At 60.3% G+C, this 22951-nt stretch carries 26 protein-coding genes; 19 read left to right on the plus strand and 7 right to left on the minus strand.

The window, feature by feature from the left end:
• The first annotated feature begins 26 nt into the window (after positions 1-26).
• The 4 genes from DES53_RS14130 to DES53_RS14145 all read left to right on the plus strand — a co-directional run bounded on the left by DES53_RS14130 (position 27) and on the right by DES53_RS14145 (position 2785).
• Complete coding sequence (locus tag DES53_RS14130) at positions 27-1118, plus strand: NUDIX domain-containing protein (RefSeq protein ID WP_113958909.1); 1092 nt, start codon at positions 27-29, stop codon at positions 1116-1118.
• A 66-nt stretch (positions 1119-1184) separates the two neighbouring features.
• The gene (locus DES53_RS14135) at positions 1185-1541 is read left to right on the plus strand and encodes a dihydroneopterin aldolase (RefSeq protein ID WP_113958910.1); all 357 of its coding nucleotides are present in this window, start codon (positions 1185-1187) and stop codon (positions 1539-1541) included.
• A 102-nt stretch (positions 1542-1643) separates the two neighbouring features.
• A complete protein-coding gene (locus DES53_RS14140) occupies positions 1644-2234 on the plus strand; it encodes an RNA polymerase sigma factor (protein WP_170157110.1) in 591 nt (196 codons plus the stop codon).
• A gap of 53 nt (positions 2235-2287) precedes the next feature.
• Positions 2288-2785, plus strand: coding sequence for a hypothetical protein (locus tag DES53_RS14145; RefSeq protein ID WP_113958912.1), 498 nt, complete (start codon positions 2288-2290; stop codon positions 2783-2785).
• 115 nt (positions 2786-2900) lie between these two features.
• Here DES53_RS14145 and DES53_RS14150 read toward each other — a convergent pair whose 3' ends face one another.
• Positions 2901-3602, minus strand: coding sequence for a hypothetical protein (locus tag DES53_RS14150; protein WP_113958913.1), 702 nt, complete (start codon positions 3600-3602; stop codon positions 2901-2903).
• Positions 3603-4105: 503 nt separating this feature from the next.
• A complete protein-coding gene (gene mutL, locus DES53_RS14155; RefSeq protein WP_113958914.1) occupies positions 4106-6121 on the minus strand; it encodes a DNA mismatch repair endonuclease MutL in 2016 nt (671 codons plus the stop codon).
• A gap of 147 nt (positions 6122-6268) precedes the next feature.
• On the opposite strand from mutL, the gene DES53_RS14160 reads away from it, so the two are divergent.
• From DES53_RS14160 to DES53_RS14180, 5 genes are all read left to right on the plus strand, one after another.
• Positions 6269-6610, plus strand: coding sequence for a HesB/IscA family protein (locus tag DES53_RS14160; protein WP_113958915.1), 342 nt, complete (start codon positions 6269-6271; stop codon positions 6608-6610).
• A 111-nt stretch (positions 6611-6721) separates the two neighbouring features.
• The gene (locus tag DES53_RS14165) at positions 6722-7591 is read left to right on the plus strand and encodes a hypothetical protein (RefSeq protein WP_113958916.1); all 870 of its coding nucleotides are present in this window, start codon (positions 6722-6724) and stop codon (positions 7589-7591) included.
• Positions 7592-7623: 32 nt separating this feature from the next.
• A complete protein-coding gene (locus DES53_RS14170) occupies positions 7624-8013 on the plus strand; it encodes a hypothetical protein (RefSeq protein ID WP_113958917.1) in 390 nt (129 codons plus the stop codon).
• 34 nt (positions 8014-8047) lie between these two features.
• Positions 8048-8395 carry a DUF2200 domain-containing protein gene (locus DES53_RS14175; RefSeq protein ID WP_113958918.1) on the plus strand — a complete coding sequence of 116 codons (348 nt, stop codon included), beginning with the start codon at positions 8048-8050 and terminating at the stop codon, positions 8393-8395.
• Positions 8396-8447: 52 nt separating this feature from the next.
• The gene (locus DES53_RS14180) at positions 8448-8903 is read left to right on the plus strand and encodes an SRPBCC family protein (RefSeq protein ID WP_113958919.1); all 456 of its coding nucleotides are present in this window, start codon (positions 8448-8450) and stop codon (positions 8901-8903) included.
• A 165-nt stretch (positions 8904-9068) separates the two neighbouring features.
• On the opposite strand, the gene DES53_RS14185 is transcribed toward DES53_RS14180, so the two are convergent.
• Complete coding sequence (locus tag DES53_RS14185; protein ID WP_113958920.1) at positions 9069-9317, minus strand: hypothetical protein; 249 nt, start codon at positions 9315-9317, stop codon at positions 9069-9071.
• A 279-nt stretch (positions 9318-9596) separates the two neighbouring features.
• Between DES53_RS14185 and dnaA the strand changes: the two genes are divergently transcribed.
• The 9 genes from dnaA to DES53_RS14225 all read left to right on the plus strand — a co-directional run bounded on the left by dnaA (position 9597) and on the right by DES53_RS14225 (position 18739).
• On the plus strand, positions 9597-11120 hold the full coding sequence (gene dnaA / locus DES53_RS14190) for a chromosomal replication initiator protein DnaA (protein WP_170157111.1): 1524 nt from the start codon (positions 9597-9599) through the stop codon (positions 11118-11120).
• A gap of 527 nt (positions 11121-11647) precedes the next feature.
• The gene (gene dnaN / locus DES53_RS14195; RefSeq protein ID WP_113958922.1) at positions 11648-12745 is read left to right on the plus strand and encodes a DNA polymerase III subunit beta; all 1098 of its coding nucleotides are present in this window, start codon (positions 11648-11650) and stop codon (positions 12743-12745) included.
• A gap of 14 nt (positions 12746-12759) precedes the next feature.
• Positions 12760-13248, plus strand: coding sequence for a hypothetical protein (locus DES53_RS33505; RefSeq protein WP_211325549.1), 489 nt, complete (start codon positions 12760-12762; stop codon positions 13246-13248).
• Between the two features lie 85 nt (positions 13249-13333).
• A complete protein-coding gene (locus tag DES53_RS14205; protein WP_170157112.1) occupies positions 13334-14206 on the plus strand; it encodes a prephenate dehydrogenase in 873 nt (290 codons plus the stop codon).
• A 3-nt stretch (positions 14207-14209) separates the two neighbouring features.
• The gene (gene aroA / locus DES53_RS14210; protein WP_113958924.1) at positions 14210-15598 is read left to right on the plus strand and encodes a 3-phosphoshikimate 1-carboxyvinyltransferase; all 1389 of its coding nucleotides are present in this window, start codon (positions 14210-14212) and stop codon (positions 15596-15598) included.
• A complete protein-coding gene (gene cmk / locus DES53_RS14215) occupies positions 15595-16251 on the plus strand; it encodes a (d)CMP kinase (RefSeq protein WP_113958925.1) in 657 nt (218 codons plus the stop codon). The genes aroA and cmk overlap by 4 nt, the downstream gene beginning before the upstream one ends.
• 21 nt (positions 16252-16272) lie before the next feature.
• Positions 16273-16890 (plus strand): lysophospholipid acyltransferase family protein, encoded by a 618-nt coding sequence (locus tag DES53_RS14220; RefSeq protein WP_113958926.1) that lies wholly within the window; start codon positions 16273-16275, stop codon positions 16888-16890.
• Between the two features lie 470 nt (positions 16891-17360).
• Positions 17361-17657: a hypothetical protein gene (locus DES53_RS33005; protein WP_170157113.1), complete on the plus strand. Its 297-nt coding sequence runs from the start codon at positions 17361-17363 to the stop codon at positions 17655-17657.
• 110 nt (positions 17658-17767) lie between these two features.
• The gene (locus tag DES53_RS14225) at positions 17768-18739 is read left to right on the plus strand and encodes a sugar phosphate isomerase/epimerase family protein (protein ID WP_113958927.1); all 972 of its coding nucleotides are present in this window, start codon (positions 17768-17770) and stop codon (positions 18737-18739) included.
• Positions 18740-19145: 406 nt separating this feature from the next.
• Here DES53_RS14225 and DES53_RS14230 read toward each other — a convergent pair whose 3' ends face one another.
• A complete protein-coding gene (locus DES53_RS14230; protein ID WP_113958928.1) occupies positions 19146-20048 on the minus strand; it encodes a LysR family transcriptional regulator in 903 nt (300 codons plus the stop codon).
• Positions 20049-20289: 241 nt separating this feature from the next.
• Between DES53_RS14230 and DES53_RS14235 the strand changes: the two genes are divergently transcribed.
• Positions 20290-21177: an HAD family hydrolase gene (locus DES53_RS14235; RefSeq protein WP_113958929.1), complete on the plus strand. Its 888-nt coding sequence runs from the start codon at positions 20290-20292 to the stop codon at positions 21175-21177.
• Positions 21178-21335: 158 nt separating this feature from the next.
• Here DES53_RS14235 and DES53_RS14240 read toward each other — a convergent pair whose 3' ends face one another.
• From DES53_RS14240 to DES53_RS14250, 3 genes are all read right to left on the minus strand, one after another.
• Positions 21336-21605 (minus strand): hypothetical protein, encoded by a 270-nt coding sequence (locus DES53_RS14240; protein WP_147263409.1) that lies wholly within the window; start codon positions 21603-21605, stop codon positions 21336-21338.
• Positions 21606-21729: 124 nt separating this feature from the next.
• Positions 21730-22008, minus strand: a complete 279-nt coding sequence (locus DES53_RS14245; RefSeq protein ID WP_113958931.1) for a hypothetical protein — start codon at positions 22006-22008, stop codon at positions 21730-21732.
• 127 nt (positions 22009-22135) lie between these two features.
• Positions 22136-22711 carry a lipocalin family protein gene (locus tag DES53_RS14250; protein WP_113958932.1) on the minus strand — a complete coding sequence of 192 codons (576 nt, stop codon included), beginning with the start codon at positions 22709-22711 and terminating at the stop codon, positions 22136-22138.
• Positions 22712-22951 lie beyond the last annotated feature (240 nt).

Below are 22951 nucleotides of genomic sequence, written 5' to 3' on the forward strand. Positions count from 1 at the left end.
CCATCGCACGCCACCTCACTCCCTGAATGATCCGCAATCTCATCTTCGATTGGTCTGGTACGCTGGCAGATGATCTCGCAGGAGTGCTGCATGCGACCAATGGGGTGCTGGTGCATCATGGCCGGGTGGCGCTGAGCCGGGAGGAGTTCCGTGCCGTGTTTCGTCTGCCGTACACGGAGTTCTACAAGGAGATGCTGCCGGATGCCTGCATCGAGACAGTGAAGGAGATCTACATGGCGCACTTCCCTGCGGACTCCGCCGCCGTGCCGCTGCTGCCGCATGCGCGGGAGTTCCTGCAGTACGCCGCAGCCACGGGGCGCCGCATCGTGCTGCTGAGCAGCGCACCGGAGGAGCACTTCGAGGCACAGGCGAGAGCGAATGGCGTGCGGGATTTTTTTGAGGACGCCTTCTGCGGCGTCGTGGACAAGCGGGAGGGTATTCGCCTGCTGCTCGAAAAGCATGAGATGGCTGCGGAGGAGACGGCTTTCATCGGAGACATGCGACATGACATGGAGTCCGCCCACTCCGCCGGCGTGCTGAGCATCGCCACCTGCACCGGGTATGACAGCGCCGTTGTGCTCATGCAGGCGCATCCAGATGTGCTGGTGCCGGACCTTTCCCGGCTGCCGCGCCTGCTCGGTGGGTGGCATGTGCAGCTCGCGAATCATGGCCACCATTTCCCTGTCGCCACCGTGGGCGCGCTCATCACGAATCATCGGGATGAGGTTCTGCTGCTGCGTACCCACAAGTGGAGCCACCGCTGGGGCATCCCGGGTGGGAAAATCAAACGTGGTGAATCCTGTGAAACCGCCCTGCGCCGCGAGGTGCTGGAGGAGACCGGACTGGCACTGGGGGAGGTGACCTTCGTCATGGTGCAGGACTGTGTGGAGCCGCCCGAGTTCATGCGCAGCGCCCACTTTTTGCTGCTGAATTACACCGCCCGCTGCCTCGAATCGCTGCCGCAAGTCGTACTCAATGATGAGGCCGAGGCCTTCCAATGGCTGCCATGGGCGGATGCGATGCGGATGGAGTTGAACATTCCCACCCGCGTGCTGATGGAAGAGATGGAACGCCGCGGCCTGGCTCCCACCCAAGTGGTGGGCGCTCTCCAGCCCTGAAGCACCCACAGCCGCAGCCCCAAGCTCTCAACTCCCCACCCTCAACGATCCACTCTTCTGCCCCCCATGACTGGCGACGAAATCCACATCCTTGGCTTGGAAATGCCGGTGCGCATCGGCGTACCTGAGACGGAGCGCGCTGCCTGGCAGACGGTCCGCGCAGACATCACTGTCACTTTGGAGGGGGAATTCGACAAAATGCAGGATGAGCTTGATAGTACCCTCGATTATGAACGCGCTGCCAATGAGGCCACCGCCCTGGCGGCCTCGCGTCCCCGTCAGCTTCTCGAAACCTTGGCTGCCGACCTTGTGGGCCACTTTTTGCGGGATGATCGGGTCAGAGCCGTGGAAGTCCTTCTCCGTAAGCGTATCCTGCCTCATACTGATGCCGTGGCCGTCCGCTTGCGCCGGGAGAAGCGCTGACCGGGCTGTCGCGGTGCGATAGCATGTATAAGAAAGACTTGCGCGGGGCTGCCCTCGCATGTTTCTCTAACTTGGTGCCCGCGCTCCCACGCGGGAATGGCGATGTCAGACCGTCCTCTCAACCCAGACCCCGACCAGGAACTCGTAGTGCGTGCCCAGACCGGAGACACGCGGGCCTTCGACGACCTGGTACGGAAATACACGCCCAAGCTGTACGGGCTGGTGTACAACATGACCAGCAACCGGGATGACACTGCGGACCTGCTGCAGGACATCTTTGCGAAGGCCTACCGTTCCCTGAAGCGCTTCCAGGGGAAGAGTACCTTCTACACGTGGATCTACTCCATCAGCGTGAACATGACGCTGAACTTCCTGAAAAAGCGGAACCGGCACACGAAGCTCAGCCTGGATGACGTGGACAGCGGCATCCAGAATGATCCCGATTTCATCAAGCTCACTTCCGGGGGCAATCCCCTGAAGGACGTAAACATCCATGAGCTCCAGAAACGTTTGAACGAGGCCATGATGAAGCTGTCTGAAGACCACCGGACCGTCGTGACCCTCTACGACATCCAGGGTCTGCAGCACGCCGAAATCAGCAAGATCCTGGGAGTCAGCGAGGGGACCGTGCGTTCGCGCCTGTTCTACGCCCACAGGCAGCTGCAAAATTTCCTTGAAGAGTTCCGACAATAGATGAAAAACAAAACCGCCGTGGAGAGTAGAAACGCGTTAGCTGTGAACAACTCATGAGTGACTTCGAAGACATCCAGCGACTCATCCGCCTCAAACGTCACGAGCAGCCACCACCCGGTTTCGTGGACGATTTCGTAGGTCGGCTCCAACATCGGCAGAGAGCCGAATTGCTACAACAGTCCGCCCGGGGCCTTCTCTGGGAGCGAATCAACACCTACTTTGAAGGTCTTTTCGCTCCCAAATGGGGCTTCGCTGGTGCCACGGTGATGGCGCTGGTGGCTGTATTCTTCATCTTCAAGCCCGCCTCCTCAGGTGAGCGCGGCTTTGAAGTGAGCAAGGTTAAGGTTCTTGAAGGCGTGGAGCCCATCTCGCAGGAAGAGGTGAGCCGCTACCTGACCCTGCAACGCCAGCTCATGTCCCGCCACTATCAGGGTGGCTTCGGAGATGAGACCATCGCCGACCAGGACAGCAGCTACATCCTTCCCCCCATCACCATCCAGCATTCTGACGGCGGCCTGCTGCCGGCAGGATTCCAGGTGGACATGAAGTGAGCCGTCCCACCAGCGACTGACTGAACATCCTTTGCATCGAAGAAAGCGGACCTGCGGGTCCGCTTTCTTGTTTTTGGGTGGGGTGGTTGATGGGCGATAGTCCTTGGACGCAATCTCAAGCGCTCCCCCTCGCCTGCATCATGTAGTCGGTTTCAAGTGGTGAAAGCTCTTGATTGTTGTGAGTGGCAATCCAGATGGCATTCTCGATGCAAAAGCGGAACAGGAACTCGCCGAGGGACTCCGCGCAAATGCAACTGTCGGCGAGCACACCTTCATAGCGAAGCAGATCACCATCCTCCCCGACTTCGTATTGCATGGCATCAAAGATGTCCTTTTCGATGAAATACACACTGGCCAGCACCCTGACTGGTTTGTTGCGTTGGAAAAGCAGATACCACATCACGCAACACTGGGAGTCGTTCATGAAACGCACAACGTAGCTGTCCGGATAGCCCGGAAGCGGGGTCACGGCGTCGGAGAGTTCCAGGTAGCAGTCGGTGCACGTCGGTATCTGGACCTGTATCTCAGGCCATGTGATGAGCATCTTCAGTTCCTGAGGCACCTGAAAACCGAGTGACTGAAGCCCGGTTTCGATGCTTGGGAAGCTCTCCACTTTGTTTTCAGGACTGTCCAACGTGGAATTGTAGTCCCTTTTGGGAAGTGCCGAGAGCCAGTCGAAATTCGAACGGATCGGAGGCAGCGTCGGCAGACGTCGATACTCAACGAAGCCGTAGGTACCCTTTGAGCCCCACAACTCTCCATGTCCCGCCGTGATCCACAGGCGCTTGATGCTGTCTTCAGGAATAGGTGTCACCATATGCTCCTATATTCTAATGCATGCGGATGTGTAACCCTGACGCCAAGAACCGTGTCAGGCAAGCACAAGGGGGTGACGTGTGTGGGATACGCGGACGAACGCTGGGTGCGAACCAAGGGTGACAGTCCTTGGTTGAGAAGATGACATGGTAATTGAGGGAAAGGTGCGTAGAGTCCATGGAGCAACTTTCCGGCGTGCCCTCCGGGACGCCACGGAATTTTTTGCCATGTGATCCGGTGGTTGCGGTCGTCGATACTCCCTCCACGCACCGGCTACCGGCCGCAATCCCTCCGGGACAGAGCTTCGAATGCGTTACATGGTGGTCCGCCCACTCCGTGTGCGGTCAGCGGGTGACTGCATGCAGCACGTTGGGTGTGGAGAGGCGTCACTCCTGCTTCACCATCCTCAGCTCGCGTGTCGTGTTCTAGAGCTTGGGCTATCAAGGGCCATGCAGGCGTGACCGCACAACGGAGTGTGCGGACCACCACGCTGCATACCCCCTCTCACGGCGCCCTCCGTCCAAACTTCCGCTCCAGCTCCGGCAGTGAAATCTGTATCAGCGTCGGCCGGCCATGCGGGCAGCAGTAGGGCATTTCGCAGGCGAGGAGGTCTTCCAGGAGCTTCTTGAGCTCGGGGTCGCGGAGGTTGTCATTCGCCTTCACGGCGTGGCGGCAGACGGTGGTGGCGATCATGTCCTCGCCGAGGCGGAGGGCGGAGGTCTTGGAACCGGCGCCGGCGAGTTCGTCCAGCACGTCGCGGAGCAGGCCGAGGGGGTCATCGGTCTTCACGAAGGCGGGGAGGGCGTCGAGCTTGAAGGCGTTCGTGCCAAAGGGCTCGGCCTCGATGCCGAGCTTGTGCAGGACGGGGAGGTTGCGGCTGAGGATGTCGAAGTCCCGCGGGGTGGTCTGCATGGTGAGGGGGATGAGCAGGCGCTGGGAGGGGACGCCCTCGGTCTCCATGGCGCGACGCATCTGCTCGAAGAGCACGCGTTCATGGGCGGCATGCTGGTCCATGAGCACGAGGCCCTCGGCGTTTTCCATGAGGACGTAGAGCTTGTGCAGGACGCCGAGGATGCGGAAGGAGCCGGGGGAGGGGGTGGAGGATGAAGAGGGGAGAGTGGGAGACGGGGAGACGGGGAGACGGGGAGAGTCGGAGGCGGGGAGGGACGGAGATGGGGAGGGGGAGACGGGGAGATCTGAGGTTGCTTCCAGCTCGGGAGCTGGAACAAGCGCCGGAACGGGGGAAGGGAACGGTGTGCTGCTGCGCGCGGTGACGACTGCGTCTACTTCGTCTTCCTCATGGGCAGGGGAGACAGGCGGGCGCGTGAGCTCTTGCTTTGCCAGGGGTGCGGCGAAGGGTGTTGCTGCGGCCCCAGCGGTCTGCCTCGGCATCGCACTCCAATCCTTCCGCAACTCAAACTTCTCCCGCTCGGGAATCGCCAAGTCGGTCTGCACTTCCTCCGCGGCGGGAATCTGCGGGGCGCTACTCCGTGCCTGCGGCATGGGCATATGGCCGGTGGAGAGCCGGGTGGCGGCCTCCAGGGTGCGGCGCACGGCCTGCACCACGGCCTCGCGCACGCCGAAGCCATTGTGGAAGCGCACTTCCTTCTTCGCCGGGTGCACGTTGATATCGAAGGTGTCCGGCTCCATCTCCAGGTAGAGGAAGGTGATGGGGTGCTGGCCCTTCATCAGCGCCGTGTGGTAGGCCTCGCGCAGGCCGTAGGCGAGCGTGGGGCTGTCCACCGAGCGCTTGTTCAGGAAGGTGAACTGCATCTGGCGGTTTGCCCGGCTCACGCCGGGTCCGGCGATGTAGCCCTGCACGGTCACGCCCTGCAGGGTGAAGGGCTCCACTTCATAGAGTCGACGTGCCATGTCCGCACCGCACAGGCCCTCGATGCGCGCCAGCAGGCTGTCCGTGGCAGGCAGGTGGAAGAGCACCTCGCCATCCCGCACCAGGGTGAAGGCGATTCGGGGATTCGCCACCGCATGCACGCGGAACTGCTGCTCCACGTGCGCGTACTCGGTTGCCTCCGAGCGGAGGAACTTGCGACGCGCCGGTATATTATAGAAGAGGGACCGCGCCTCCACCACGGTGCCGGGGGCTCCGCCGTAGTCGCGCACGGCGTGCATTTTTCCTCCATGCACTTCCACTTCGGTGCCTGCCAGGGCATCTGGCTCGCGAGTGGCGAGGCGGAATCGGGACACACTCGCCACGCTGGGCATGGCCTCCCCACGGAAGCCAAGCGTGCGGATGGAGGCGAGGTCTTCCTTGGTGTGGATTTTGCTGGTCGCGTGGCGCTCCAGGCAGAGGAGCGCATCCTCGCGCCCCATGCCATGGCCATTGTCCACCACACGGATGAGCGAGGAGCCTCCGCGCTGCACATGCACTTCCACATGTGTGGCACCGGCATCGATGCTGTTGTCCACCAGTTCACGTACTACTGCGGCGGGTCGCTCCACCACTTCACCCGCGGCCACCTGGCTTGCCAGTGCGTCGGGGAGAATGCGAATTCTGCTCATCGTGTTTGCGTCAATTCAAATACTTGCTACGTAGCCATCATAGCGTCTTCCGCGCTCATCTGTCATGGGTTGCCAGAGCAATCCTGTGGATTTCGACGAGCTGCCTCTAGGTCTGGGATGCGCGATGCTGTATACTATTGTCATGTCATGATTGCCGTCACTGAGAATGCCGTCAAACACCTGCGCGAGCTTTTGGAAAGCAAGAACGCCGCTGCGGGCACGGGACTTCGTCTCATGGTGAAGCGTGGTGGTTGTGCCGGTCTTGAGTATGCCATGAAGCTCGACACTCCCGGCGCGGCCGACCAGGTCTACGGTGAGGGTGGCGTGCAGGTCATCGTGGACCCCGAGAGCCTCTCCTTCCTGGATGGCTCGGAAATCGACTATTCGGACAGCCTGAGTGATGGCGGCTTCAAGGTAAACAATCCCCAAGCCGAGCGGACCTGTGGCTGCGGCTCCTCCTTCGAACCTCGAAAGGCGGACGCCCCATGAACAATAATTGCCTTCCTAAATCCCCGGAAAATGTTACTTTTTATAGGGGAGTTGAATACCGGACCCTGGCGTGTGGCGGGTCTGACATCTGACTGACGATCAAGTTCCTCCATGAGCATTCACTTTCTCAATGATGGCTCCGACTTCCGCTCGCGCAGCAGCGGAGGCGGTTCGCTGGCCAAAGGGCGCCGCGACAACAGCCTTTTCTGGTGGACCATCCTCATCACGCTGCTGATGGGCTTGGCCACGTTTTGCTGGTTTTTCAGCATCATGGTCTTCAAATATCCGGAGAAGCCCTTCCACTACCGCCTCCTGACGAAGCTGGAGAAGCTGGACCCGATTCAGAAGTTTGACCCGCTGAAGATTCCCAACGGCGCCTTCGTGGGGCCGCGCGACCTCCTTGCGAAGTACTACAACTTCAATCCGGAGCAGCTCCATCTCGCCAATGATCTGCTGAAGCGGTCCTACATCATGAACTACATCGCCGAGAATCCGGTGTATGTGAAAGGGACCTACGTGGTGATGTTTGCCCGCCCCCTGAAAGAGGGGGACGTCATGCAGGATGGCTGGGTCATCCGTGCGCGCTCGGAAGAGCTGGAGGACGTGCAGGTGGAACTGCTGCTGCCCGGCGCGAAGTCGGCTGAGGCACCCTTCAAGCCCGACCAGAAATTCACCCTGGATAACAAGAATCACATCTGCTGCGTGATCAATGTGGAGCGCAATCGGGACACGGATGGCGTCTGCGCCACGGTGACTCCGCTGACCTATACCGGCTTCACCACGCCGGAGAAGCAGCCGATTGAGATTGCACCGCCGAAGAAGCTGAACATGGAAGCTGGCTGGCCTGTGCTCGCCATGGACCCACCGATGCCAGCCATCCCGGTGGAGGAAAAGGCTCCCGGCTCGGATGCGCCGAAGGCCATTCCTGTGGCAGAGCCTGTGAAACCCGCCAACACGGCTCAGGTGAAGGTGTCGCGGTAAGGGGGTGAGCGCGCTGGCAGACCGTTTGCATCGTGAGTGACGCCGCCACGCCTCCGTTTGCCTGGTGGCGTGCGCGTCGCATCCGTTACAACATCGGACTGGTGGTTGCTGGGATTCTAGCCTTCATCGCTTACGCAGCCGTTGGTTTTGTGATGCTGCCCGCAGACGCTGAATTTGAGATTACAGGCCTCACGATTCTTTTCCAAGGCTTCGGATATTTGTTCATGATAGGCGTCGCCAATGTCTTCTACTTTATTGGCCCACTGTCGGAGTTCGTGATCCGTCCTGGCGACCCGGAGTCATACCGGCGCACCTGTTTTCGACTTGGGTTCTGGTTTTCAGTGCTGCTGCCGTTTGGTATTCCCGTACTCCTTGCGGTGTTGGCGGTGCTTCGCTCTGACTATTGGAGGCATTCGGTCTGATGACGCAGAGACCCACGGGAGGGAAGCAAGCCCCATGACCAAGCACCGCATCTACACCATCAGCTTCGCAAGCGTGTATCCCCTCTACGTGGCCAAGGCGGAGAAGAAGGGGCGTGCGAAAGCAGAGGTGGATGAAGTCATCCGTTGGCTGACCGGCTACACCCAGAAGGAGCTGGAAACCCACCTGAAAAAGCAGACAGACTTCGAGACTTTCTTTGGCGAGGCCCGGCTGAACCCTTCGCGCACCCTCATCAAGGGCACCGTCTGCGGCGTCCGCGTGGAGGACATCGAAGAGCCCACCATGCAGGAGATTCGCTACCTGGACAAGCTGATCGATGAGCTGGCCAAGGGGAAGGTCATGGAGAAGATTTTGCGGAAGTAGCAAGTCTTCAAGGAGGGAGTAAATCCCGCCGTCCCTCGCATCCACTCACCCCATGCCCACGTTCCGCACCGAGTGCATCCTGGAGGCGTCGCCGCAGGCGTTGTTTGAGTTTCATAACAATCCGGCAAACCTGACGAAGGTCATGCCTCCGACGTCAAGACTGGTGGAGCTTCGCGCGGATGAGCGAGCCGTGGAAGGTGGTGTCATCGAGTTGCGCATGCGTGAGCTCGGCATCCTGCCCATGTGTTGGAAGTGCCGGTGGAAGCGCGTCGAGCCACCGCATTTGTTGGTGGATGAGATGATGGAGGGACCCTTCAAAACATTCGTGCATCACCACCGCTTTGAAGTGATGGATAAAATGCGCACGAGAATGGTGGATGAAATCCACTACGCCTCTCGCGGCGGTTGGCTGGGCCACCTGTTTGGCATCACGCTGTTTCGCATCTACCTCACGATGATGTTCGCGTGGCGGAAGAGGAGGATGAGGGAGCTCTTCGGAGGAAGTTGATGGTCTATGGTTGATGGTTGATAGCCTGAAGGCTGTGGATGCAGAATCTGGTCGGCACTCAACGTGAAGTGCACCGCGCCATCAACGAGTGAGAGCTGTTAGTCTCAGAGCTCGCAGCAAACCAGCTTGAGCTTCTTCAGGCTATCAACTATCAACGATAGACCATCAACTCTTGGAAGCTTCAATCCACTCCAGCGCCTTCTGATAACTGGCCTGCTGCAGGAAGTGGCGCAGGCGTCCATCAAGCTGTGAACGCAGACGTTGATGTTCTGCATCGATGGCTTCAGAGACTCCACGAAGCGCGGCAAGATGCGCCTCCGCATCGCGTTGGCGAAGCTCATGATCAGCGATCACCGCGAGCCGTTTTTTCAAAAGTTCGGCAAGCGTGTCAAGGGTGGGGGAGGCCGTGGACATGACTCAAGGAACCTCATTCCGCGCTGCATGCAAGGCTGCACAAGGCGTGGGGAATCACGAGCAAATCAGCAAGCCTTTTTTTTGAATTTTGACGCAAGGTGAAAGTTTGAAAAGAGTTTTCAAAATGTTCGAAGATTATCTTGTGACTTTCTCGAATGAGTCCTAAACGAGAGGGATGAATTTCAAAAATTTCGCCGCCGGGGATTGTGTGAGGAAGGAAACAGAAGCGAAAGAGTTGAGCCCCGCGGAGTGAAATTCACGACATCAACAATGCTTGCCATGAGCACGTCCCGTCGTGATTCTGATCCCGAGGAGGAGGATGAACTTCTCCCTCTCAAATTCCCTGGCGTACCTGAGCCTGGCCCTGAAGTGAAGGCTTGGAAGAAGGCCGCTGTGGATCTGAGCGGAAAGATTGGTGCGTTGAGTTTTGATCGTTGGTTCTCCAAGGTCAGCATCGAGCGGCTTGATCCAGCACCAGTGGTGCTGCGAGTGCCGAACCTGATGCACCAGTACTGGATCGAAGAGCACTTCATGCAGCAGTTGTCTTCATCCATCGCTGAAGTGGCGGGAGGACATTGCGAGATCGAGTTCATGGTGGTTCCCGAGACACCAGTTGAGTCGCGGCCGCAGCTTCGCGAAGCCGCCCGCAGCATGGACCGCCGCCGTGAGGCACCTGCCGTCATTGAGGCAGGCGCGGATGAGCCGCTCTTCCGTGATGAGGCCCGCTTTGCGCGCAGCCTTTCGGATGCGGGTCTGAACCATCGCTTCTCCTTTGACTCCTTCGTCGTGGGTCCGAACTGCTCGTACTCGTTTGCCGCGGCCCGTGCCGTTGCGGAGAAGCCTGGAAAAACGTACAACCCACTTTTCCTGCACGGCTCCGTGGGTCTGGGCAAGACCCATCTCATGCAGGCCATCGGCCAGGAGATTCTGCGGAACAAGCCGCGCAAGGTGGTGCGCTATGTCACCAGCGAGGCTTTCACGAATGAGTACATCGAGGCGGTGCGCCTCCACAAGGTCAATGCCTTCCGCCAGAAGTACCGCAAGGTGGATGTCCTCATGATCGATGACATCCAGTTCTTCGCGGGCAAAGGGGGCACTCAGGAGGAGGTGTTCCACACCTTCAATGACCTGTTCAATTCCTTCAAGCAGATCATCCTCACGAGCGACCGCGCACCGAGTGAGATCAAGAACCTGGAAGAGCGCCTCGTCTCCCGCTTTGAGTGGGGGATGACGACCATGATCGAGTCCCCCGATGTGGAGACACGCACGGCGATTCTGCGTCAGAAGATTCGCGACTGGTCCGTGCCGGTGGAGGATTGGGTGCTGACGCATCTGGCGGACAACATCCGCACGAACGTCCGTCGTCTGGAAGGCGCGCTCATGCGCGTGGCGGGTCACCTTTCCCTCTCATCTTCTCCGGGGGACCGCAGCAAGCCCACTGAGACTGCGCTCACCAAGGAGACGCTCAACAGCCTGTTGGCTGACATCCTGGAGGAGCCTGCCACCGGGATGATCACCATCGACATCATCCAGAAGGTGGTGGCCGAGCACTACGACATCCGGCTCGCGGACATGAACAGCAAACGGCGCCCGGCAAACATCGCCCTGCCGCGCCAGATTGCCATGTATCTGGCCCGCCAGCTCACCAAGTCTCCGTTCAAGGAGATTGGCGACGCCTTTGGAGGGAAAGACCACGGCACCATCATCCACGCCTGCAAAACCATCACCCAGCGCATTGCTGAAAGTGAGGAGTTCCGCCAGCAGGTGGCTGCTGTTACGGACTTGATTCGCAAGGCCGTGTAGGGTGTTGCCCCGGAAAAAATGAAACCCTGCTCCTCAGCAGAGAGGAGTGGGGGAGGCCCGCGTGAATACCCGACAGATCCCGACGCTGTGACGCGCAGCGTCCTTGGACTGCGGCAGCCTGCTGCCGCTTTCCCAAGTGCAGCCTGCTGCACGCTCCACCGCGACGAAGTCGCCAAGTCTTCAGGACGTGTTGCCTCACGTGTGCATGTCACCATCGCCACAGCAGGCTGTGGACTCTTCAAAGCGGCAGCAGGCTGCTGCAGTCCAAGGCCTTCGGCACAGCGTCTCGATCAATCGCTGACATTCGTGCGGCTGCTACCCCCAAACCACCCTCCCTCCACTCCCGGCTTTCAACCGGCAAAACGGGTCAAAATTGACTCCTCCCGTTGCTTGAAACTCTTCGGGTTAGCAGCCATGGGGTGCGGTGGCGTGGGTCGGGAGGATAATCCTTTAGACAGCCGGACGATTTCCGCCATTATGCTTGCTTAATTTTGGCCTCTCGCTAAGAGAGGTACGCAAGTCCGATCATGAAATTCTCGATCAGCAAGGAAGCCTATCTCAGCGCCCTCCAGCAGGTGCAACACGTCGTCAGCACACGCACCACGCTGCCGATTTTGTCCAACGTTCTCATCAAGGCGGGCAAGGGCGAGCTCCTTTTTGCCACAACGGACTTGGACGTGGGCATCAGCGGCACCGTGAAGGCCGAGGTGGAGGAGGGGGGCGCGACCACGCTGCCTGCCCGCCGCCTCGCCACCATTGTGCGTGAGCTCCCCGCGGATGAAGTCGATGTCTCCGTGGACGAAAAGAACGTGGCTCACATCCGCAGCGGCCCGAGTTCCTTCAAGCTCATGGGACTGGCCCACGATGAGTTCCCTCCGCTCCCGACCTTCAACGATGCCCGCGAGTTCAAGCTCGAGCAGCGCGTGCTCAAGGAGTGCCTGCGCAAAACTTCCTACGCCATCTCCACGGACGAGACTCGCTATGTGCTGAATGGCATCCTCTGCTCCTTCCGTGACAACATGCTGACCATGGTCGCTACGGACGGACGCCGCCTCGCGATGGTGGAGCAGGAGCTTGAGTTTCCCCAGAGCCATGAGGGTGACATCATCATCCCGACCAAGGCGGTGAATGAGATCCAGCGCCTCCTCGGAGACGAGGGTGAGGTCACCCTGAAGGTGGCTTCCGGCCAGGTGGGCTTTGATCTTGGAAACTATTTCCTCGCCAGCAAGTTGATCGAAGGGAACTACCCGAACTACCGCCAGGTGATTCCAGGAGAAAGCAAGGAACGTATCACACTCGAGCGCGAGCCCCTGCTCAGGACGCTGGCTCGTGTGTCGCTGCTCCTCAGCGACAAGTCGAACTCGGTGAAGCTCCACTTTTCCAAGGACAATCTCGAAGTGGTCGCCAACTCGCCAGACGTCGGTGAGGCCCGTGAAAGCGTGGCCATCAGCTACAAGGGCGTGGACATGACGGTCGCCTTCAATCCGGAATTCCTCATGGCACCCCTGCGCAATCTGCTGAGCGATGAAGTACACCTTCACCTCATTGACGAAATCAGCCCGGGTGTGATTAAGAGTGGCAGCAGCTTCCTGTATGTCCTCATGCCCATGCGTGTGAACTCCTGACCCCCCTTTCTCCCATGAAACACATCAACCTCCTGCGTTTCCTCGGTGCCGCCGTTTGCGTGACTTTCGCAAGCTGCGAGTCCACCTGGCCCTACGGTGCGTCTGACACGGAAAGCCGTCGTGGTGCCGGTTACTCGCTGGACAACCCGCCCTCCAGCCAGTCGCGTTACCTGCAGGGGCCTGCCAGCACGACATCCCCTGGTGCGGCCACCACGACCACCCAGACCACGGAGACGACGACTACCACGCCTCCTCCGGACTCGGTGCAGCCTTCCACGACCACGACGACCACCACCACGGAAACTCTTCCGCAGCCTCCGCCCCCGCCGACGACCACCACGACGGCTCCGGCGAGCTACGGCTCCCCGGTCCCTGGCCGCAAAGGCTTCGTCTATCCCCCCGGTTCCGACCAGAAGCCGGAGAACATGGTGGACGTGCGTGACTTCACCCCCGGCCAGAAGGTCCGCGACCCACGCACGGGCAAGGTCTTCCTGGTGCCTTGATTCTCCACCAGAGTTGATGCTTCTTTGACCCTCGGGCGCGTTGGCATCCCAACGCGCCTTTTCTTTCCTTCCCTGCGTGTCCATCGTGAATTCCCGCTTTCCTGAACGTGTGGCCATCCTGGCGCCCGGCCTCCTCGGAGGCTCGCTGCTGCGTGCCCTGCGGGAGCGCTGTGAGGGCATCCACCTGCGCGTGTGGGCGCGGCGTGAGGAGGCGGCCCAGCAGGTGGGGAAGGCAGGTATCGCCGACCTCGCCACCACGGATCTGAATGAGGCCGTTTCCGGTGCAGATTTCATCGTCCTGTGCATGCCGGTGGAGCACATGGCAGCGATTGCCAGGCAGCTTGTGAAGGCGCCCGTGAGCCCCGGCTGCGTGGTCACGGATGTGGGCAGTGTGAAGACGAGCGTGGTCTTCGCCCTGGAACAGATTTTTGCCGCCAGCCCCCTTCATTTCCTTGGCAGCCATCCCATGGCAGGCTCGGAGAAGGCGGGCTTTGAAGTATCTCGCGCTGACCTTTTCGAGGGCGCGAGCTGCCTGCTCACCCCCACCTTGCTCACAGACGCCTCCGCCCTGCAGGTCACTCGTGCCGTTTGGGAAAAGGTCGGGTGTCATCTCCGCGAGATTTCGCCGGAGGACCATGACCGCATCGTGGCCCGCGTCAGCCACATGCCGCACCTCGCGGCAGCCGTCGTGACCCTGGCGGCCCTCCATGACCACAAGGATGCGGCCTCCTGCATCGGCAATGGCTTCCGGGATACGACCCGTGTGGCCGCTGGCGACCCCGAGCTGTGGCGCGGCATTGTGGCGGAGAACCGGGCCGAGGTCCTGGCAGCGCTCACCGAGGCGCGGGACCGTTTCAATGAACTGCTTGCGATGCTGGAGAAGATGGATGACAAAGCTCTTCGCCATTTCCTTCACGAGGCCCAACTCCTCCGCCAGAGCGTGCCTGCCAGTCCCTGAATCATGTCCCAGATCAAAGTCCGCAAACTCAAGCACATCCCTTCCGAAATCACCGTCCCGGGAGACAAGAGCATCAGCCACCGGTCGGTGATGTTCGCCGGTCTGTGTGAGGGCACGACTGTCATTGAGAACTTTCTTCCGAGCGAAGACTGCCTCTGCTCCCTGTCTGCCATGCAGGCCATGGGGGCGGAGTGCGAAGTGCTGGAGACGGATGGCCGTGGCAAGCCAGTGAAACTGGCCGTCACCGGACACGGCATGAAGCTGAAGGCGCCTGCCGCTCCGATTGATTGCGGAAATTCAGGCACCACCATGCGTCTCATGTCCGGCATCCTCGCCGCACAGCGCTTCAATACCACCATGACCGGTGACGAGAGTCTTTCGCGCCGCCCCATGAAGCGTGTGGCGGACCCGCTGGCGCTCATGGGTGCCAAGGTGACAGGGCAGGGGGACAAGATTTGTGCGCCCATCACGGTGCACGGTGGTGACTTGAATGCCATCACCTACACCCTCCCCATGGCCAGTGCCCAGGTGAAAAGCGCCGTGCTTCTCGCCGGGTGGAACACGCAGGGCAAAACCTCCGTGGTGGAGCCCGCTGTGACCCGCGACCACACCGAGCGCCTGCTCGCCCACTTCGGGGTGAAGGTGGTGCGCGATGGCAATACCGTGAGCATCTACGGTGGCCAGAAACCCGAGGCAAAGGACCTCTACGTCCCGGGAGACATCTCCAGCGCGGCCTTTTGGATGGTGGCCGCCGCTGCCACACCCGGAGCCCAGTTGATCCTCAAGGACGTGGGCCTCAATCCCACCCGCACCGGCATTCTCAATGTGCTCGTCCGCATGGGCGCGCAAATCAGCGACAACGTGAACTACGCCGAAGGCGAACCTCGCGGCAACGTGGTGATTCACGGTGGTGAGCTGAATGCAACCGTGATCGGTGGCGATGAAATCCCGAACGTGATCGATGAACTGCCCATCCTCGCGGTGGCTGCGGCGCTGGCGCGTGGCACCACCATCATCAAGGACGCCAAAGAGCTTCGCGTGAAGGAGACGGACCGCATCTCCGCTGTGGCGCAGAACCTCCGCCTCATGGGCGTGCCCGTGCAGGAGTTCGAAGATGGCATGGAAATCACCGGCGGCATGGAGCTGACAGGTACCACGCTGACCAGCTATGGTGACCATCGTATTGCCATGGCCTTCGCGATCGCAGGTCTCTATGCCGAGGGGGTGACCACCATTGAGGACACCGAGTGCATTTCCACTTCCTATCCCGGATTCGAGCGGGACCTGGCGCTCTTTCTCAATGAGCCCCGGTTCCCCGATGAGTCCACGCCGGTGATCAACCGGGTGCCGCATGAAGTGGGTGAGCGTCTTTCCTCGCAGGACCCATCATGAGCAGCGCTCCCCAGGTCATTGCCATGGATGGCCCCGCAGCCTCCGGCAAGAGCAGTGTGGCACGTGAAGTGGCTGCGAAGCTCGGCTGGATCTATGTGAACACGGGCAACATGTACCGCGCAGCCACTTGGGCTGTGGTCGAGTCCGGTACCAATCCCGAAGACGAAGCCGCCGTACTCGCCGTGGTGCAGGGGACCGATTTCCAGTGCACCGTGGAAGGCGGCCGCAGCGTCATTCGCGTGAATGGCGCGGACGTGGAGTTACAGCTCAACTCGGAGTCCGTGAACCGCGGTGTGTCCTATGTGGCGAAGATTCCGCAGGTGCGCGAGATCCTCGTAGCCATGCAACGCGATGTGGGTCACACCCATCCCTCCGTCATGGAAGGTCGCGATATCGGCACCGTGGTATTCCCGGATGCGCTGGTGAAGTTTTACATCGATGCGAGCGAGGAAGTGCGTGCGAAGCGCCGCGGGCTGCAGGGCCATGCGGATAGCGTGGGTGAGCGTGACCGCATTGACTCCACCCGCAAAGTCGCGCCGCTGACGGCTGCGGCGGATGCCGTGGTGGTGGACAGCTCGGAAATGACGCTGGCGCAGGTGGTGGCACGAATCATGGAACTGCTCCATGAGCGTGGCGTGACTGCTGCTGCATGAACGACAAATTCACTGCGGCACATGAAGCTGAGCTACTGGTTCTTTTACAGCCTCGCGAAGATGCTCGCGCGGGGCTTCTACAACTACCGCGTTGTGGGCGACCCCACCCAGTTGCAGCGGCCGGAGGGTGTGCTGGTGGTGAGCAACCACGAGAGCTTCTTTGACCCGCCCATCGTGGGCATCGCGTTTGATCAGGAGCTGCATTACCTCGCCAGAAAGTCCCTCTTCAACAATCCCATTGCAGGCACGCTCTACCGTGAACTGAATTCCATTCCCGTCGATCAAGAGCGCCCGGACATGACCAGCCTGAAGACCGTGATCCGCACTCTGAAACAGGGGGGCAAGGTACTGGTCTTCCCCGAGGGCTCCCGTACACTCGACGGGGACATGCTTCCCGGTGAACCTGGGGTGGGTTTGATCGTCGCCAAGGCCGGCGTGCCCGTGCTTCCTGTGCGTATTTTTGGCGCACGCAAAGCCCTGCCTCGTGGCGGTTCCTTTCCACAGCCCTCGGACATCACACTCGTCATTGGCCAGTTGTGGCACTACGACCCCACGGCCTATGGCGATGCCGAGGGCAAGGATTTGTACCGGCGCATCAGCCAGGACTTGATGGCGCAGGTGGCGGACTTGCGGGCGTAGGTGGAGCCCTGCGCTGCTGAGGCCGCTGGCGGCTGATGTCGTACTGCATTGGTGTTCGTGTAAATAGAGCGCTTTGCGTCGTGGAGTGCGGTGGCAAAATCCCGCCCCTGCGGGACGCGACACCGCTTTGAACGAAGGAGTGCCGCGTGGATGAAGCGCCATGCTTCGATGCCGGGGGGGGCAGGACTGTGTTCGGCCCGGTGGCCGGTGTTCTTGCTGCTGGGTGCGGCGGGCTGCATTGGATCCAACACAGAGTCACAGAGTCACAGAGTCACAGGGGAACTTCGGAGACTGAGGAATACAGATGCATCTGTGATATTGCCTCATGGGCAGGTTCCTTCCTCAATCTCAGTTTCAGTCTCCGAAGTTCCTCTGCGTCTCCGTGTCTCTGTGTTGAACACCTTGCACAAATCCACACCCACCCGCAGCCCCACCTGACAAACACCCCCCACACGCTACACTCACCCCCAATGAGCACCACGCATCCCGGCAAGTCTCACATCGCGACATGGGCACTGCTGTTGTTGGCTGTCCCTTTGCTGTATGTTCTGACCGTTCCTGCGGTGATGTGCATCGTTGTCCGGCCACGTTGGAGTGGGATGGCCTCAGCACGGCCCAGCAAGACTACCAAGGGGTGGGTGACCGACCATTGGCCAGATTGGCTCAACGTCTATTGTGAGCCTTACAACTGGTTGGTGGACGAAACTCCGTTGGGTCCTCATATGCTCGGCTATCAACAATGGTGGTGGAAACTTTGCGATAAGTGAACTGCCCTGTCTGGCACGCATCCCCGCCGCTCCAATCGAAATCTACCCGCCACTGGTGACATTGTGACCTCAGGAAAGTGCGCGCTACACGCCCACGTATGCCTCCCTCCATGAACCCTTCCTCATCGTCACCGCTCTCCCGCCGTCATTTCTTCTCCGTGGGCAGTGCCGGCGCCGTGGCCGCCGCACTCGCACAGTCACCCTCCGTTGTTGCACAAGTAGCAGCATCCAGCGACAAGACCATCCTTCCCGCACCCAGCGGCCGGCGTATTCTCCTCTCCTGTAAGTTGGGCATGATTGCCAAGAAGGCCGGTGATCGTGATCTCACCCTCGTCGAGCGCTTGAAGATGGCTGGGGAAGCAGGTTTCGATGGCGTCGACTTCGACGAGGCAGGACGTTTCACCGTGGATGAAGCCCGCGATGCGGTGAAGGAATCAGGCATCTTTGCGCACAACGCGATCAATCACGACCACTGGAAGGTGCGTCTCACGGACCCGGATGCGAAGGTGAGGGAGCAGGCGCGCGCCAATATGGATCACTGCCTTCGTGTTGCGCACGCCGTCGGTGGCAGCGGCATCCTCATCGTCGTGGGGAAGGGGAGTGATGGTCCCGCAGAGGAGATTGAAGAACGCTGCCGCCAGGAAATCAAGAAGTCCATCCCGCTCGCTGCCTCGTTGGGACAGAAGATTCTTTTCGAGAACGTGTGGAACCAGATGATGTATGATCATGACGCCGGCCCTGAGCAGACCGCCGAGCGTTTCGTGAAGTTTGTCGACAGCTTTAACAGTCCGTGGGTGGGGATGTACTACGACATCGGCAATCACTGGAAGTACGGGCAGCCAGCGGCGTGGACCAAAGCCTTCGGCTATCGTGCCGTGAAACTGGACATCAAGGGCTTCAGCCGGAAGCAAAGCAAGTTCGTGGACATTACCAGTCCCGATGATGATCTGCCCTGGAACGAAGTGCGGGATGCCCTCGCTGAAATCGGTTTCACCGGCTGGGCCACCGCAGAAGTGCGCGGCGGCGACGTCGCGCGACTCACGGAAGTGAGGCAGCAGATGCAGAAAGCGTTGGGGGTGTAATCAAACGTTCGAGCGTCAAGGAATGGGGGCATTCTTGCCCTCATTCTCATTTCCCCCCCCCCGGTGAGTGCTACAACCACGCCTCACGGAGGAGCTGGCGCAGATGATGGGGGTGGCGTACTAGACGGGGACGGAGTGATGTGTTTGCCAAAGAACTTCTGTCCCCACCACCGCGAATAATTGGTGAGTGGACCGCGAAGAGGTGTGTGGTCTAGCAGCCACTGGTAAGGCATGACGAACGGAGTCATCCAAGCTTCCGGGGCCTGGGGCCTGCGCTTGCCCCAGTCTGAGATAAGGCCAAAGAGAAGAGGGGGCGCTGCCAGCAAATACAATAGGAGCGCCGCGACGGTCGCCAGCACCCAGCTGAGCCAGCGTGACCCATGCTTTTCGGAAGAAAAGTCTTCACTCATGTCTTTGCGTCCTCCGGCATCCTGCCGTCTTGAATAACCTTCTTCAACATCTTTAGGAAGACGGGAATCATCGGGTTCCCGTCGCGCTTCTGCCACACGGCGCTCACGGTCCATATGGACTTCATGTCGGGAATGCGGTGGAGTTGCACACCGGCGGCACTGTGAGCGCTGAGGGATTCGGGCAGGATGCTGTAGCCCATACCGGCACGGACCATGGCCAGTGCGGTGGTGGTCTCGAGCACTTCCTGTACGATGCGAGGATGAAAGCCCTGCGTGGCGCAAAGGCTCAGCATGTGATTGTAGAAGCCCGGGGAACGCGATTTCGAAATAACCACGAAGGGTGCTTTACCGCAGTCCGCCAGCCGCAGTTTCCTGCCGTGCTCCAGCCGCGGCGTCACCAGCGCGAGTCGGTCCTTGATCACCGGCATGGCGTGGAAGCCGCCGCCTGGTGGCAGCGGCATGCGCATGAAGGCGATGTCGATCTCACCCTCGCGCAATGCCTCCGCCTGCTCCGCGGAGGACATGTCCCGCAGCATCACCTCCACATTGGGCAGGGACTCCCGCAGGCGTACCACCACGCGCGGCACAACATCCAGCGTCGTGAAACCAAAGCCGATGCGCAATCGCCCGGCACGTCCCGCCGCCATCTTCCGTCCGCTCTCCAGCAATTGCTCGAAGCTCGCAATCACCCGCCGCGCCTGCGTGAGCCACGTCTCACCAAAGATGGTGAGACGCGTGCCGTGCCGCCCCCGCTCGAAGAGAACCGCACCCAGTTCCTCCTCCATCTTGCGGATCTGCTTTGTCAGCGCCGGCTGGCTCAGATGCAGTACACGCGCCGCACGGCCGAAGTGGAGCTGCTCTGCCAGCACGACAAAGGAGCGCAGTTCGTGAATGTCCATAACTTGAGGTTATCACGGTGATGAGAAAGCACCATTGGAATTATCAGCCCGCGAGCCTACCCTTCGTTATCATGAAACCGCGTCTGCCCAAGCTGTAGCCCTGCCACGGTACCGCATCGCAACCCACCCGCGCCTCTGCCTCTGACCAGACCCGCGCGGGCTCAACAAAGAATCCGTTACTCACGGAGCAAGGCCTGCGCCTGCTCATCAACCAGGAACCTGCAAAGAAATCTCACCCCCTATGACATCATCACTTCTCACGCCTCCAGTACGCACGACACCCGCCACAGTCTCGGCCTTCTTCAAAGGCACTCCCGCACTGCGCCCGGCTGCGAAGCTGGCTGCCATCGACCTGGATGGCACCCTGCTCGGCCCCGACCGGCGGCCCAGTCGCGAGAATCTCGCCGCCGTGGCCCGTCTGCAGCAACATGGCATCACCGTCGTCATCGCCTCCGGCCGCCATTTCGATGCCATTGCGCCCATCGCCACGCAACTCAGTGCGGTGGACTGGTACGTTTGCTCCCAAGGCGCGGAGGTCACCCATGCCGACCGCAAGACCGTGCTGGAGCGTCAGTACATGACGCGCACAGAAGTGGAGCTCGCCCTCGCCACGGGCGACCAGCTAGGCCTCGTCTCACTCGTGCAGGTACCCGAAGGCACCATCACCGATGCCGACTCCTCCCGCGAACCCCAGCTCGCATATCACGACAGTATCAATGGCCGCTCCTCACGCCGCATCCCCCGCGCGCAAATCCTCGAGCGCCAGGCCTACAAAGTCTTGTGGGTTGGCGCGCCTGAGTACGTCGCCGGCCTGCGTCATCTGCCTGAGGTCACCGCGCTCCCCATGCAGGCCCTGCACACCGAGCATGGCATCTTCGAGCTCATGCCTCACACCGTGACGAAGGCGAATGGCCTGACACGCCTCACCGCACATCTCGGCCTGAGCGCCAGGGATGTCGTGGCCTTCGGCGATGGCGAAAATGATATCGCCATGTTCCAATGGGCGGGCGCCTCCTACGCCATGCCCCACGGTCATCCCAACGCCCTTGCAGCCGCCAAGCGCATCGCTCCTGGAGGGGCGCCTGAAAACGCCCTCGCTCGCGCCATCGATCTCTACCTCGCTCAGTAACTCCACATCCTCTCCGTCGTCGTCCGCGACATCGTGCTCCTGCACTTTTACTTGCGCATCTTCGGCCGGCCCAGAGGGCTTTCATCCGCCCGTGCAGTGTACTTTCACCTGCACGGGTCTGACGTTTCACCTGCACACGCATGCCGTTTTGGCATGCATCACCACACCCCCCTGGCGTCCAGCACCTCTGCCCACCAGAAGAAGTATGTCCTCATGGGCTCGGCCAGGAGCGGGATGTCAGTCAGCAACATGTAAGGTCCAATATAGAACCTGACCCAGCCCGGCACATCGAATGCACCACTGGACGATGTAGTCCGGAGGAATGAAAAATAGAGCGGCGGAATGCTCAGTAGATACAGCAAAGGCAGCACTGCTGTGAGCGCATACCACCAACCGCGAGATGAGGATGCGAGAGGAGATTCAGGCATGGGAGAGTATGTGTCGGAGTCCTGCGAGCCTGTGCACTCTTCAATGATGTCTTCCCCTTTGATACTCCATGTCTCAGAATTGCTCACATGTACTTTTCTGCGGGAAACAGTCCGGTGCTTGTACCTACCGCAACCGCCGGGATTCAAAACAATCCTCGCATTCAAATCTCACCAGGGCATCCCATGCCGGGTAGTCCTTCGTGAGAGGCATGGTGGCGTTCTCAATGCCATGGGTTTCCATGAATCCGGGTGAAAGCAGGTAGGTGTGGGTCGCCTCTCCTTCCCAAATGAAGGAAAAACGGACCGCCTCCGCCAGATACGCCTCATGCCGCGCAGGCTCGTAGTCTGGCGAATACCATACTGCCTCACCACCTTGACCGCAGACTGGACATGAAATGCGCATGAGTTTTCAGCAACGTTGTTCGATGCAACATTGGCAGGACGTTCTGCGCAAGGCCATTCTGTGGGAGAAACATTCAGCCCGGGCGGTGCCGTGATATCTGCACTCTCTGAAGCTTCCCTTCCGCCACTCACTGCCCGCCCGACTCCGGCACCGGATCATGAGACACCATGATGAGTTCTCCCGTGGGGAAGCCCAGCGCCGCGGCTTTCGCTTTCAGCTCTCCCAGAGTCGCAGGCTTCATCTGCGGCGTGCGTGAGAGAATCCACAGGTAGTCCCTCGTGGGGCCGGATACCAGGGCGTAACCGTACGCCTTTTGATCCAACGCGATCACGTGGTAGCTCGCGTAGAAGGGTGAGCTCACCTTCACTTTGAAGCTTCCCGTGCCGGGGTCACCCAGCGGCTTGGCCAGGCCATCCGCTGTCTTCCACTTGCGCGACTTCGGATCGTACCCGCGATTCAGTACCAGCACCCCGCCATCGGGGCTTTCGGAGTAGGTCGCGGTCACATTCGTCAGTCCGCGTTCAAAGGGATGGTCCAGCCGCGCGATTTCATACCACCTGCCTTCATAACGCTTGACGTCGAATCCCGTCACGGGTGTCACGCCATCCGGCGCAGAAACGCAACTGGAGAGGACCATGGCCACGCCCAGCATGAGGATGGAGACTGCGCGATGGAGAGGAACCGGAGTGTGGGGAGCATGCATGAATGTGTGGTGTGGGGGATGAAACGGATGTGGGGAGGATGAGCAAATGCAGGGGCGTGAACATGAACGCGACCCTGCCTCTCTGCCTTCGCCTACGGATTCGCTTCTCGTGCCACCTTCCGTGGTATGCATGAGGGGATTCACACATCCCTGAGCACCTTCATCGTACTCACGAACGTCCACAGCCGCGTTCAGGTGGGAAGGCCGGAGGCCCTTCGTCCACCCGCGTCCGGCATCGCA

Source organism: Roseimicrobium gellanilyticum, assembly GCF_003315205.1.
Classification (GTDB): domain Bacteria; phylum Verrucomicrobiota; class Verrucomicrobiia; order Verrucomicrobiales; family Verrucomicrobiaceae; genus Roseimicrobium; species Roseimicrobium gellanilyticum.

Excerpts from the sequence above, each read along its gene's own strand:
- DES53_RS14130 (WP_113958909.1), top strand. The coding sequence starts at position 27 with ATGATCCGCAATCTCATCTTCGATTGGTCTGGTACGCTGGCAGATGAT.
- DES53_RS14135 (WP_113958910.1), top strand. The coding sequence starts at position 1,185 with ATGACTGGCGACGAAATCCACATCCTTGGCTTGGAAATGCCGGTGCGC.
- DES53_RS14140 (WP_170157110.1), top strand. The coding sequence starts at position 1,644 with ATGTCAGACCGTCCTCTCAACCCAGACCCCGACCAGGAACTCGTAGTG.
- DES53_RS14145 (WP_113958912.1), top strand. The coding sequence starts at position 2,288 with ATGAGTGACTTCGAAGACATCCAGCGACTCATCCGCCTCAAACGTCAC.
- DES53_RS14150 (WP_113958913.1), bottom strand. The coding sequence starts at position 3,602 with ATGGTGACACCTATTCCTGAAGACAGCATCAAGCGCCTGTGGATCACG.
- mutL (WP_113958914.1), bottom strand. The coding sequence starts at position 6,121 with ATGAGCAGAATTCGCATTCTCCCCGACGCACTGGCAAGCCAGGTGGCC.
- DES53_RS14160 (WP_113958915.1), top strand. The coding sequence starts at position 6,269 with ATGATTGCCGTCACTGAGAATGCCGTCAAACACCTGCGCGAGCTTTTG.
- DES53_RS14165 (WP_113958916.1), top strand. The coding sequence starts at position 6,722 with ATGAGCATTCACTTTCTCAATGATGGCTCCGACTTCCGCTCGCGCAGC.
- DES53_RS14175 (WP_113958918.1), top strand. The coding sequence starts at position 8,048 with ATGACCAAGCACCGCATCTACACCATCAGCTTCGCAAGCGTGTATCCC.
- DES53_RS14180 (WP_113958919.1), top strand. The coding sequence starts at position 8,448 with ATGCCCACGTTCCGCACCGAGTGCATCCTGGAGGCGTCGCCGCAGGCG.
- DES53_RS14185 (WP_113958920.1), bottom strand. The coding sequence starts at position 9,317 with ATGTCCACGGCCTCCCCCACCCTTGACACGCTTGCCGAACTTTTGAAA.
- dnaA (WP_170157111.1), top strand. The coding sequence starts at position 9,597 with ATGAGCACGTCCCGTCGTGATTCTGATCCCGAGGAGGAGGATGAACTT.
- dnaN (WP_113958922.1), top strand. The coding sequence starts at position 11,648 with ATGAAATTCTCGATCAGCAAGGAAGCCTATCTCAGCGCCCTCCAGCAG.
- DES53_RS33505 (WP_211325549.1), top strand. The coding sequence starts at position 12,760 with ATGAAACACATCAACCTCCTGCGTTTCCTCGGTGCCGCCGTTTGCGTG.
- aroA (WP_113958924.1), top strand. The coding sequence starts at position 14,210 with ATGTCCCAGATCAAAGTCCGCAAACTCAAGCACATCCCTTCCGAAATC.
- cmk (WP_113958925.1), top strand. The coding sequence starts at position 15,595 with ATGAGCAGCGCTCCCCAGGTCATTGCCATGGATGGCCCCGCAGCCTCC.
- DES53_RS14220 (WP_113958926.1), top strand. The coding sequence starts at position 16,273 with ATGAAGCTGAGCTACTGGTTCTTTTACAGCCTCGCGAAGATGCTCGCG.
- DES53_RS33005 (WP_170157113.1), top strand. The coding sequence starts at position 17,361 with ATGAGCACCACGCATCCCGGCAAGTCTCACATCGCGACATGGGCACTG.
- DES53_RS14225 (WP_113958927.1), top strand. The coding sequence starts at position 17,768 with ATGAACCCTTCCTCATCGTCACCGCTCTCCCGCCGTCATTTCTTCTCC.
- DES53_RS14230 (WP_113958928.1), bottom strand. The coding sequence starts at position 20,048 with ATGGACATTCACGAACTGCGCTCCTTTGTCGTGCTGGCAGAGCAGCTC.
- DES53_RS14235 (WP_113958929.1), top strand. The coding sequence starts at position 20,290 with ATGACATCATCACTTCTCACGCCTCCAGTACGCACGACACCCGCCACA.
- DES53_RS14240 (WP_147263409.1), bottom strand. The coding sequence starts at position 21,605 with ATGCCTGAATCTCCTCTCGCATCCTCATCTCGCGGTTGGTGGTATGCG.
- DES53_RS14245 (WP_113958931.1), bottom strand. The coding sequence starts at position 22,008 with ATGCGCATTTCATGTCCAGTCTGCGGTCAAGGTGGTGAGGCAGTATGG.
- DES53_RS14250 (WP_113958932.1), bottom strand. The coding sequence starts at position 22,711 with ATGCATGCTCCCCACACTCCGGTTCCTCTCCATCGCGCAGTCTCCATC.